A 12622-nucleotide genomic window follows, 5' to 3' on the forward strand; every position below is an offset into this window, starting at 1 on the left:
GTTGGAAAGCCCAATATTAACGTTGAAGCATGTAAACAAATATTACGGAGAAATTCAAGCGTTGGCTGATATCCAGCTGGATGTCGCCAAAGGAGAAGTTGTGACAATCATCGGCCAATCAGGCTGCGGCAAATCGACTGTTTTACGCTGCATCAATGGTCTGGAGGGAATTCAGTCAGGCAGCATCTTGCTGGATGGAAAAGAAATAGCCGCAGCAGGGACGAATTGGAAAGAAGTCAGGCAGAAAATCGGAATGGTCTTTCAAAAGTATGACCTGTTTCCGCACATGACGGTTCTTGACAATGTCCTGTTGGCGCCTTTGAAAGTCCAAAAGCGCAAGAAAGATGAGGCGGCCGAAGAAGCCATTGCGTTGCTGAAACGGGTCGGTCTTGAAGATAAGGCGTACAGCTTCCCACGGCAATTGTCCGGCGGGCAGCAACAACGTGTTGCGATCGTGCGCGCGTTGATGACGCACCCGGAAATCATGCTCTTTGATGAAGTGACGGCAGCGCTCGATCCGGAGATGATCAGGGAAGTCCTGAATGTCATCCTCGATTTGGCTAAGGATGGCATGACCATGCTGATCGTCACCCATGAAATGGCTTTTGCAGAGGCAGTCAGCGATAAAATCGTCTTTATGGAAAAAGGGAACATCGTCGAAGTTTCAGATGATCCTACAGCTTTTTTCAAGCAGCCACAATCGCAAAGGGCCAACGAATTCATCAACACATTCAGGTTTCAATAGAAAGACAATATAGAAAAAAACATTGGAGGAATGAAGAATGAGAAACAAATTTATCAAATCATTAGCCATATTATCAGCGACAGTGGGTCTAGCGGCTTGCGGCGCAAGCGCAACAAGTGATTCTTCAGAAGGCTCCGTTGCCAATATTGAAGATAAAACGACAGTGGACACAATCAAAGAAAATGATGTCATCCGCATCGGCGTATTCGGCGACAAACCTCCCTTCAGCTATGTGGATGCGAACGGAGATAACCAAGGCTTCGACGTTGAGATTTCCAAAAAAATCGCAGAAGATTTGCTGGGTGATTCTTCAAAAATTGAATGGGTTATCACAGAAGCGGCTAACCGTGTGGAATATCTGGAAACAGGCAAGGTTGACCTGATGATGGCCAACTTCACCGTCACACCTGAACGTGCCGAAGTAGTTGATTTCGCCAATCCGTATATGAAAGTATCCATCGGCATCGTTTCCCCTGAAGGTGACGTCATCACTGATGTTTCCCAATTGGAAGGCAAACAATTGATCGTCAACAAAGGAACAACCGCTGAAGCTTACTTCAGAGAAAATTACCCTGATATCGAGCTGTTGGTCTATGAACAAAACACAGAAACGTTCCAAGCCTTATTGGATGGCCGTGGCGCCGCTCTAGCACACGACAATACCTTGATCTTTGGATGGATCAAAGAAAATCCTGGCTTTGTGGCAGGGGTGGAAGCCATCGGAAACGAAGACACCATCGCTCCTGCAGTAGCAAAAGGGGACACTGCATTGTTGGAATGGGTGAATGAAGAAATTGACACGTTGAATGAAAGTGGTTTTATCGCAGAAGCATACGAAAAGACATTAGCGCCAGCGTTCAGCTCCGAGATTGATCCTGCATCTGTATTGATAAATTAATAAGGTCAAAAATTGGAATTGTCTGATGAGTCAGCGTTAAAAGTTTCCTCAATAAAAAAACAGGTCGGGACTTCGGTTCCGGCCTTTTTGTGTTTCTCGGATGTTGTGAAAAGACAGTCGTTAATCTATGAGTAAAAACAGATAATATAGCGAATTATAATGAAAGTTAATTAGAATTCAAGAAAAAGTTGAAATTCAGACAATATTTCTGAAAAAAGCTTTCATATCAAGTCAGAAAGCGGATTCGATGGATTTCCCCCCGTTTGACATGTCAGGTGGTCTCTCTATAATGAGGGATGTTGGTTTGGATGTATTCTGATAATGAATCTATACAAAATACGTTAATTAGTTTGAGTCCATTTGTAAGCTACCTGAAAAATTGCCTTCAAATGAAAACACATGTGAATCATGTCTCGTAAATGAAAGCGGTATTTCTGGTGTGGATAAATATAATTACATTACAGACTGACCATATTCCCTGTAATAAAGTATATCCAGTTACAGATGGTGGTTTAATTTTTAACAACACAAAAAATATCATTGTGAGGAGCGTTTTACTTTGTCGAAAAAATATATACGGATTATCATTGCCAGTATGCTGTTGATGCTTGGTGTAGGGATTCCGATGAACGGGTTGGCCTCGTTTTTCAAACCGGTAACAGAAGCAACCGGATTTTCAGTTTCTCAATTCAGTTTGGTGGGCAGTTTTCTAAATCTGACCGGCATTGTGGCGGTGCCTTTAGTCACAAAGTTTTTGCTGCCTAAAATTGGCTTGCGAAAAACATCTCTTTTAGGAGGTGTTTTCGGAGCGTTAGGATTCATCCTGCTGGCCAACGGAAAATCCTTGTTCTCATTCTACTTGGCGGCAGTCGTCATCGGCTTGTTCATGATGTCGTCAACGGCTATCGTTGCCGTAACGCTTGTGAATAATTGGTTCCGCAAAAGCCATGGCCTGGTTATGGGACTCGTTGCTGCATCAATCGGGTTAAGCACTGCGATCACTAGCGCAATTGTTCCTTCTTTCATCCAAAATTATGGTTGGGAAAAAGGGTTCTTATTATTGGGCGGCATGTACGCTGTTGCATTGTTTCTGGGCGCGTTCCTGCTGATCGAAAAGCCATCTGATGTTGGCATGTTGCCTTATGGCGTGACGGAAGATTCGCTTGCAGCAGAAGCAGTGCAAGCAACGAATGATTCTTCGGCGGTTGTCATCAAGCATAAAGATACAGATATGACCTATGCGCAGGCATTGCGTTCGCCGGTATTCTACTTATTGGCTTTGTCATTCGTGTGTTTCGCGATGATTTCAACATTCACTCAGCAAATTCCGATCTTCTTTACGACAAAAGGCGCGACTGATGTGCAAGCTGGTATGGTTTTGTCGATTGCGGCCATCGTCATGATCGCTTCCAAAATCATCATGGGTATCTCCAGCGACAAGCTGGGTGCACCAAAAGCATTCTACATCTTCACGATTATCTACATCCTTGCATTCTGCATCTTTGCCGCAACTGATAACATCACGATCCTGATCGGCGCAGCGATGATCTATGCAGTCAGCACAGGAGTTCCTGCCGTAATGAACCAATTAGTGACGTTTGAGGTTTTAGGCAAAAAAGAATTCACGGCTATCTGGGGCATCTTATCGACAGCAAGCAGCCTAGGTTTAGCTTTGGGCGGCCCACTGCTGGGTTACTTCTATGATGCAAGCGGCAGCTACAACACGACGATCATCGTCAGTATCTTCTTCATGGTTGTGTGCTTAGCTTCGTTCTTCTTCGCAGTAACGTTAAGAAAACGAGAACTCAACAAGGCTTAATATAAGATTAATGATCAAAAATTGTTATCTGAACGAGGATTTGAAAGGGTGCTCTCTTAATCGAGAGCATCTTTTGTTTAGGCATTATTTCGTGAAAAAAAGAAAATTATTGACAAAGCATAAATCATTTTGTAGAATGTTGGAGTAGATGAGAGCGGTTGCGATATAGTATTCGCAATAACTAGGAGTGTTACTGGAAACAGGCAGACCTAAGATAAATTTTTACACTTTTTTGGTGTCGAAAATTTATCTTAGGTCTTTTTGTGGTGAAAATTTAAGGTGGTGAAGAATATGAAAATAAAGCAGATCCTTAATAACAACGCTGTATTAGTAAAAAAAGGGACAAATGAGCTCATTGTTCTGGCTAACGGCATTGGATTTAAGAGGAAGATAGGCCAATTTGTAAACGAGGAAGAAGTCGATAAAATATTTGTTCTGGATACGCATGAAATGGTCGAGCATTTTAGCTACTTGCTTGGCAATATACCACCCGAACATATATACATGATTGATGAAATTGTAGAATATGCAACGAGAAATCATAAGATGATCATCAATGATTACATCTATCTAACTTTAATAGATCATATCGAATTTGCAATTAAAAGAAGCAAGGATGGGTATTTTTTAAAGAGTCCACTTGCTTGGGAAATAAAAAAATTCTACAAAAAAGAATATGACATTGGCCTAAACGCTTTAAAAATCATCCAAAGCAAAACCGGAATAACTTTGAATGATGATGAGGCTGTCTCAATTGCCCTACATTTCGTTAATATTCAAACCAATAAACAAGATATGGAAACCACATTAGCAATAACAGAAATGGTTCAGGATATTTTAAATATTGTTAAGTATCAATATAAAATAACTTTGGACGAAAACTCCATGAATTATGCTCGATTCATTACACATCTACAGTATTTTGCTCAACGCATCGTCTCACATGATCTTCATGAACAGCAAGAGAATGAACTTTATATGCAAGTGAAAACGCTATATCCAGAAGCGTTCCAATGTGTCCAAAAAATCAAAGTGTATATCTACAATAAGCATCAAGTTTTGATGTCCAATGATGAAGATGTATATCTTACTCTGCATGTCATGCGTGTAACCCAAAGACAAGATACCAGGAGGTAGCAATTATGAATTATACAGATACAGCAAAAAAAATATTAGAAAATCTTGGTGGCCCTGCAAATGTTCAGTCACTGGTCCACTGTGCAACGAGATTACGATTTAATCTAAAGGATGAGAGCTTAGCCAATGATGCAGCAATCGAAAATAGTGTTGGTGTAGTCGGATTAGTCAAAGGTGGCGGACAATACCAAGTTATTATTGGACCAGATGTCGCAAATGTTTACCGTGAATTTCAAAAACTTGGTGTGTCTTCTGACAGTAGCCAAACTAAAAATGAATCCACAGGAGCTAAAGGTATTTTAAATACCGTTTTGGATTATATTGCTGGTTCATTTACGCCAGTCCTGCCGGTCATTACAGCTGGTGGTATGATTCAAGTTGTACTTTCGTTATTAGTGACATTCAAACTCATTTCGGAAACATCAGACACTTACCTGATTTTTTCTCAGGTTTCTCAAGCGGCATTTTATTTCATTCCAATGTATCTGGGGTACTCAGTAGCGAAGAAATTCAGAATTGACCCATTCTTAGGAATGCTGTTGGCGGGGGTGCTGTTGATCCCTCAAATGAGTACATTACTGACTCAAGAAGGAGGCATAACGCTACTTGGCTTCAAGTTACAAGCAATTACGTATAGTTCAAGTGTTTTGCCTATCTTCTTAGGTGTTTGGGCAATGTCCTATTTGGATCGAGTGGCAGACAAATTTATTCCGAACTCTCTGAAGTTTGTTTTGAAACCGCTTGTGATGATAATGATTGCAGTGCCATTGACACTAATCGTTTTAGGGCCACTAGGATTTACGGTGGGTAATTATTTAGCAATGTTCTTAGAGTTTTTACAAGCTAACTTAGGTTGGGCTGCAGTTTTAGTAATGGGTGCTTTCTCACCAGTGTTAGTAATGGCGGGTATGCACTATGCCTTATTCCCAATGTTGATGACCGCTTTTGCAACCAATGGTTATGATATGTTGGTAGTACCAGGAATGCTCGCTGCAAATATGGCACAAGCGGGTGCAGCAACAGCTGTCGCGCTGAAAACAAAGAGCAGCGTAATGAAACAATTGGCCAGTTCATCAGCAATCACCGCCTTAATGGGTGTGACGGAGCCAGCGATGTACGGGGTCAACTTAAGATTGAAAAAACCTTTCGTTGCAGTAATGATTGGTGGTGCTGCTGGTGGACTTTATGCGGGGATTTCAGGACTAAAAGCCTATGCTTTGGTTTCCTCATTAGTTGCGCTTCCAAGCTATCTTGCCAGTACCACAAACTTTATTAATGCTATTGTGACATGTGCTCTCGGTTATGGTGTTGCATTCGCAGCAGCCTATGTGATCGGGTTTGAAGATATAGTGGATGTAGAACAACAACCTGTGGTTACAATCGACAAATCTTTGGTTAAAGAAATGAATTTAGCAAGTCCTGTTAAAGGTAAAATTATTGACTTGATGGATGTAAACGACAGTGCATTCTCCTCACTGGCATTAGGAAAAGGATTCGCGGTCATTCCGAGTGAAGGCAAGGTCGTATCGCCAGTATCAGGCAGTATAAGTGCTATTTTCCCAACTAAGCATGCAATTGGGATAACGACAGATGAAGGTATTGAAATTCTGATTCATGTCGGAATTAACACAGTCCAATTGGGCGGTAAACATTTCACTAATCATGTAACTATGAATGAGAAAATCACCAAAGGACAGTTACTGATTGAGTTTGATTTGAAGGCAATTCAAAAAGACGGATATGACACGACCACTATGGTTGTCATTACCAATACTTCGCAGTATTTAGATGTATTAGCACACCAAGATGATGAAAAAGCATTAACTGTAGTTTTATAAGAGGAGGAAAGAATTGATGAGTTTTCCAAAAGATTTTTTATGGGGTGGGGCAGTAGCTGCTAATCAAAGTGAAGGAGCATATAATGTCGATGGTAAAGGTCTTTCTTCTGCTGATATGCTGCCAGCAGCCAAACATGGTGTTGCGCGAACCGCAACAGATAAGATAGAGAAAGATCTGTTTTACCCTTATCAGGAAGCAATTGATTTTTATCATCATTACAAAGAGGATATCAAGTTGTTTGCTGAGATGGGATTCAAATCCTTCCGCACTTCCATCAACTGGACAAGAATTTTCCCGACAGGAATGGAAGAAACTCCCAATGAAGCTGGACTTCAGTTTTACGAAGATCTGTTTTCAGAATGCAAAAAATATAACATCGAACCAATCGTAACGCTTTCCCATTACGATACTCCGTATTATTTGGTCGAACATTACAATGGCTGGGCCGGCCGTGAATTGGTTGACTTATTCGCAAAATATAGCGAAACAGTCTTTTCACGTTATAAGAATCTGGTCAAATACTGGCTGACTTTTAATGAAATCAATTGCATGGGGATTTTGCCTTACGTTGCAGGCGGTGTAAAACATTCAAATAAACAAATTCAAGCACAAGCTGCGCATCACCAATTCGTAGCCAGTGCAAAAGCTGTCAAAATTGGACATGAAATAAATCCAGATTTCCAAATCGGCATGATGTTGGCGGATTTGTTGACCTACCCGTACTCATGCAACCCTAACGATGTATTGGAGTCTTTGCATAAAACGCATGATTATTATTTTTATTCGGATGTTCAATGCAGAGGATATTATCCGTCATACCAACTGAAGAAATACGAAAAAGAAAATATAAAAATCGTAATGGAACCAGAAGATGAGAAAATATTGCTGGAAGGAAAAGTTGACTTTTTGGCTTTGTCTTATTATATGTCCATTACTGCAGCAGCAGATAAAACAGTTGGAGAAGTTGCAGACGGGGGCAACTTGATGGATCGCGGCCTGAAAAATCCCTATTTGGAATCGAATGATTGGGGATGGCAAATTGACCCGGTGGGTTTACGAATTTCCTTGAACTATCTCTATGATCGCTATCAAATTCCGTTGATGATTGTTGAAAATGGGTTGGGGGCTTACGATAAAATCGAAGAAGATGGTTCGATCCAGGATGATTATCGAATCAATTATCTTACCCAGCACATTACTGAAATGGAGAAAGCGATAAACGAAGATGGCGTCGATTTGATTGCCTATACCCCTTGGGGATGCATCGATATTGTATCCGCAGGAACAGGCGAGATGGAGAAAAGATACGGATTCATTTATGTCGACCGTAATAACATCGGCGAAGGTACATTGAAAAGAATGAAAAAGAAATCTTTCGATTGGTACAAAAACGTCATCCAAAATAATGGTTTGTAAATGTTTGGATGCAGAATGTTTTCTGGTTTCAATACTAACGGTTTTGGTTTTAGTTTTCCCTATGTCTCATACGGTGGTTAAACAACACAGTTACTTGATTGCGTAACAAAATTATCTTTTAATATCAGACTAAGACAAACTAAAAACGCGGAAATCCTTATTTTGAGGGGTTTCCGCGTTTTTGTATTATCAAGTATAGTAAGTCTAATAAATGGATTTGAATTAAGGCATCGCCCTTATCCTTATCCATGTCCATAGGTTGAATATATCCATCACTTCATTTTATATTATCGATTGACATTATAAACCAAACGGTTTATATTTATGGCGATAGGAGGGACGACATGAATACTTCAGAAATGGTTAGAGAACTTTGCAAAGCTATGAATATCAGCTTAGCTGAACTTGCTCGAAGATTGCAGCAATCACCGCAGAATTTTTTCAAAAAAATAAAGCGAGACAGCCTGACATTGGAAGAACTATTCACAATTGCAGATATTCTCGGAGTCAGGTACGAGCAAGTATTTGTACGCCCTAATGGGGAATATATTTCAACTGCCAACGAACTTCAATGGGTACAACCGAAGGGAGAAAGAAATATGACAAAGGTTAAAGGCACTTTCGAGAAAATAATGATAGAACTTGGTGAAACAGCGAACGCAGCGGTACAGGATTATATCCATGAGATTTTGAACAATGTAGTCGAAAGAGAGAAGCAATTTGGAATCCAACATGCAGTCGAGGCCCTTCTTGATTCTAATGTAGATGATGACAATATTATTCGGTACCTTGAAAAATATTGGGGTATGCATGATGGGGAAGCAATTGAGGCGGTTAGAATAATCAAGACGCAAGTTCATCCGAAGAATGAACTGAAATATTATCTGAAGAAGCAAGGATATTCTGATGAGGAGATAAGAGACTTTGTTATAACGTATCGTGTTGGACCAGAGTTGCGAACGGATCACGAATTGTGGAAACTTTCTCCGGTGAAACTTGTAGAGAAACTCAAGGATATCAAAGAAAAAAGGACTAATAATCGGGAGGACAAATAGTATGCCAAAGCACTGGGATTATGAAGATGATCACGATTGGGACGATAATTATGATTACAAGGCGAATGGACAAGTTTACTGGTATGGTAAATACTATCCGGCAGAATATATTGATAAACTTTTCGAAAATCAAAAAAGTTCACATGATACTAAGGCTACTAATAAATCCGGCGAAACCGGAAAGGGTATTGCCGTTGTCTTAGGAGCTGCCAGTCTTGCTGCAATTGTTACCTATGGTGTTAATAAGGGGGTCCCGTATATTAAAAATTGGTGGACGAATACAGTTGAGCCAAGTATAAAAAAGGCAAAGAAAAAGAGAGCTCGTAAAAAAGTTTCCAAATAAGAATTAAACGTTCCCAGTTATATAGTAGCAACTCTAATCTATTATTTTGGGTGTATGAATATATTCCTAGCTAAATACAATTGGGGGACAGGTAGTATAAAGTAGTGATGGAGATAAGAAATTTTGACTTTGTGGCAGAATTCGATTTCGGGATGGTTATAATAAAGGAGAATAATATGGACCCAACAATAAGCGAAATGAAAATTATTATTGCGAATCACATTGATATCAGCCATAGCCGTTTAAAAAATAAGGAAGTTGAATTTTTGTACCAATTTATTATGCAGTATGATCGCTTCCAAAGCCTTGACTATTTATATAAACACTGTAACGATAATCTGTGGTCATCAGATGGAAGGTATACACGATGGTATGAGGATTACTATTATTTTGGTGAAAGTGAAATCCGTATTTTTAAGAACTGGAGTTTTCATGATGACGATGGTCAAAATAGGAATGGTACGACTAGTGTTGAAATGACAGCGAGAAAAGTTATCGACTGGTTCAAGGAACACCATAGATTACCAATGTTTGCTGGAGTGAATGATATAGTCACGATATTAATTTAATTTATTTGGCAAAAAGTAGCAGAATCATTGATATATCAATGCTAAATCTTTGAGCTACATTTTTAGTTATTAATAAATTCCAATTCTTTTAACTGTTTTAATTATTTTGCATTTACAAATCTCAGTGGCGCTATTTATGTCTCCCATAACACAAATAGTTCAGTAAAAAAATCACTAATATCATTATGCCAACCCCATCCTGACTTTGATCCAGTCAGGATGGGGTTGGAGAATCGATGAAATCCGATTTATTCATCGTTTGTGGCAAGACCGATATGAGGAAAGGCATCGATGGGTTGGTCGCTCTGATTCAGGACGTTTACGAACTGGACCCTTATGAAGATGCCATTTTCTAGTTCCCAGGAAGATGTAAAGACCGCCATACAAGATTGTATTTTCAACGGTAATGACTATACCATGATTAGTGATATATATTATTAAATAGAATGAGATATTTGCGAATGGTTTCTGTAACTAATAGAATAACGCAAGTAAAACAGCCAAGAGGTGGGTATATAAATCCAAAAGATTTTAAGTTCGTTGAACTAAATGACAGCAAAGAATTGTTTCCAGATGAAAATACGCACAGTACTATTGTCGGTTTGGCTGTTGATTATCTGACTAGATTTACGATGGGAACATCTGCTAAAGAAGCATTCCAAATTTCAATCCTCGGTTCCATGCTTGTTCATGAGAATGATTATGCAATGGCGCTTGTAGATGCTGTTATTGGCCTTGACGATAACTCAATTATCAATGCCTGCAAGTTAGTTGGATTCGATGTAGCTCGTAGAGCGGGTGTTGCAGCTTATAGACCTGTTGAATCTATTCTTCCTGATCATGAAGCCATTTCAAACATACGGATTATGGTTGAGAGAAGTACTACTTTCCTAAAAGAATTCGGCCCAATAGTAAAAGATGGCTTTACATTTGAATGTGGGTACACACAGATAGTATCCAGTGGAGATGGTGATTTTTTAACGCAATCCACTCTTTGGGATTTTAAAGTTTTGAAAAAGGAACCCACTAATAAACATACCTTGCAACTACTCATGTATTATTTAATGGGCTGTCACTCTATACACGAAGAATTTAAAAGTGTAGATAAATTGGGGATTTTTAACCCAAGATTAAATAAGGTGTACTTATTGAACATCAATGGAATTCCGTCCGAGGTCATCCATCAAGTTGCTAGTGAGGTTATTGGTTACTGACCAGAATGATTTAAGCCTACATTTTCATAAATAGCGACAGACAAAAGTAAACCTAATAAGCGGAAATCCTATCAATATGAGGATTTCTGCTTTTTCTGTTCTATAACCTAGCAACCTGTAAAGAGCATGCATTATCATTTTTTATTTCTTTCCGCAAAAATCTCTTAAAAAAACATTTTCAATAATCTAATTTCCTTTATGTATGATAACTAGAATTAGATTGAATAACTGACGGAATATTGAGATAATAAAAAAAGACAATCCAGCGATATTGCAAGCCAGTATGCGAGTCATTTGAAAAGGAACAGTAAGAGCTATCAAAGATTTCGATTGGATGTCAGAAGTGAGCCATGAAGTGTACATGATTGAGGATTAATCGGAGAGCAAATGGATATTTATTCAATCGCGTTCAACACTGATTTTATGCGCCAGAAACTTGCTGTAAACTTACGGACTATCTTGTTTGAATAGGCATAAATAAACAGGTGATATCAGTCACCTCGTGAAAGGACTCCTAATGGGAAAATACAACTATATAAAAAGACAAATCGCAAAGACGAATAAGAAAAATGACGAGAATTATATCGTTACGCGAACCTGGCATCTGTTAGACAACTACGATATAAAAATGGATACACAGCAGTACATTGCACGGGATAATCCTGATTTCCCCTATGCATTGGCGGATATGTATTTCCCTCAGTTTAATATCGTTGTCGAGGTGGATGAAGCTTACCATCAAAATAGCTTCGTGATGGAGCTTGATGAAATCCGTAAAAACGACATCATCAATGCTATCGGCTGTAAAGTTTATCGTATCAATGCAACAGCCCCCATCCAAAAAATCCACAATCAGATTAATGAAGTTGTGGCTGATATCAAAAACAGGATACTAACGGTAGGTCTTACCCCGTGGGATATTACTAGAGAGTACAGTCCAAATAGCTATGTAGAAAAAGGGTATATCGATGTAGATGACAATGTTCATTTGAGAACGGTAGCAGATTGCTGCAATTGTTTCGGAGCTGGTTATAAAGGTTTTCAAGGCAGCGGTGCATCACATAAATTCGAGAAGGATACTGACATCAAGCGTTTGAAATTCTATCCTAATGGAGTTTGGGACAATGTATTAGAGGCAGACGAATCCAGATTTATTGAATTCCACACCGATCATAATGAAAATGAATCTTATCTCCAGAAAAGACTAACTAACTTAAATCAAAAAATCGCTTTGTTCACTCATGCCAAAACGGCTTCAGGTCAATTTGAGGCAACTTTTAAGGGACTCTATAAAGTGAACAAAGAGGATAGCGCAAAGAGCGGCAAAGTGACATATGACAGAATTTCAAAAATTATGCCCACCTATTATCCTCAAGACACCATTAAACCGCATAAAATAGCAGAAGCATATGACTCAACAGGGTACAAAGTTGCTCACTTTTATAATGAAAAAACATTGTCTGAGTTCAGGCATAGATATGCAGTGGAACAGTATTCCTATACTTTTTGATAGATACATAGGGGATTACAGAATAATCTTTGGAGGGGAAACATGTACTATTTTAAATAGTTCTCGCTTGGTATAGA

At 39.2% G+C, this 12622-nt stretch carries 12 protein-coding genes; all 12 read left to right on the top strand.

Features of this window, described 5'->3' with window-relative positions; all coding sequences use genetic code 11:
* The first annotated feature begins 1 nt into the window (after position 1).
* On the top strand, positions 2-745 hold the full coding sequence (locus BLV66_RS02325) for an amino acid ABC transporter ATP-binding protein (RefSeq protein WP_086984950.1): 744 nt from the start codon (positions 2-4) through the stop codon (positions 743-745).
* 37 nt (positions 746-782) lie between these two features.
* A complete protein-coding gene (locus tag BLV66_RS02330) occupies positions 783-1643 on the top strand; it encodes a cysteine ABC transporter substrate-binding protein (RefSeq protein WP_086984948.1) in 861 nt (286 codons plus the stop codon).
* A 559-nt stretch (positions 1644-2202) separates the two neighbouring features.
* A complete protein-coding gene (locus tag BLV66_RS02335; protein WP_086984946.1) occupies positions 2203-3462 on the top strand; it encodes an MFS transporter in 1260 nt (419 codons plus the stop codon).
* A 291-nt stretch (positions 3463-3753) separates the two neighbouring features.
* Positions 3754-4599 (top strand): BglG family transcription antiterminator LicT, encoded by an 846-nt coding sequence (gene licT, locus BLV66_RS02340; RefSeq protein ID WP_086984945.1) that lies wholly within the window; start codon positions 3754-3756, stop codon positions 4597-4599.
* Between the two features lie 5 nt (positions 4600-4604).
* Entirely contained in the window at positions 4605-6437 is a 1833-nt protein-coding gene (locus tag BLV66_RS02345; protein WP_086984944.1) for a beta-glucoside-specific PTS transporter subunit IIABC, read from the top strand.
* A gap of 16 nt (positions 6438-6453) precedes the next feature.
* Positions 6454-7854 (top strand): 6-phospho-beta-glucosidase, encoded by a 1401-nt coding sequence (locus tag BLV66_RS02350; protein ID WP_086984942.1) that lies wholly within the window; start codon positions 6454-6456, stop codon positions 7852-7854.
* Positions 7855-8198: 344 nt separating this feature from the next.
* Positions 8199-8909, top strand: a complete 711-nt coding sequence (locus tag BLV66_RS02355; RefSeq protein ID WP_086984940.1) for a helix-turn-helix domain-containing protein — start codon at positions 8199-8201, stop codon at positions 8907-8909.
* Position 8910: 1 nt separating this feature from the next.
* Entirely contained in the window at positions 8911-9252 is a 342-nt protein-coding gene (locus BLV66_RS02360) for a hypothetical protein (RefSeq protein ID WP_086984939.1), read from the top strand.
* 104 nt (positions 9253-9356) lie between these two features.
* A complete protein-coding gene (locus tag BLV66_RS02365) occupies positions 9357-9821 on the top strand; it encodes a hypothetical protein (protein WP_143033077.1) in 465 nt (154 codons plus the stop codon).
* A 236-nt stretch (positions 9822-10057) separates the two neighbouring features.
* Positions 10058-10177, top strand: coding sequence for an IS66 family insertion sequence element accessory protein TnpB (tnpB, locus tag BLV66_RS02370; RefSeq protein WP_086984935.1), 120 nt, complete (start codon positions 10058-10060; stop codon positions 10175-10177).
* A 105-nt stretch (positions 10178-10282) separates the two neighbouring features.
* On the top strand, positions 10283-11035 hold the full coding sequence (locus BLV66_RS02375) for a hypothetical protein (RefSeq protein ID WP_086984934.1): 753 nt from the start codon (positions 10283-10285) through the stop codon (positions 11033-11035).
* A gap of 517 nt (positions 11036-11552) precedes the next feature.
* Entirely contained in the window at positions 11553-12545 is a 993-nt protein-coding gene (locus tag BLV66_RS02380; protein ID WP_086984932.1) for an AbaSI family restriction endonuclease, read from the top strand.
* Positions 12546-12622 lie beyond the last annotated feature (77 nt).

The sequence above is a fragment of the Trichococcus collinsii genome (genome assembly GCF_900107505.1).
Taxonomy (GTDB): domain Bacteria; phylum Bacillota; class Bacilli; order Lactobacillales; family Aerococcaceae; genus Trichococcus; species Trichococcus collinsii.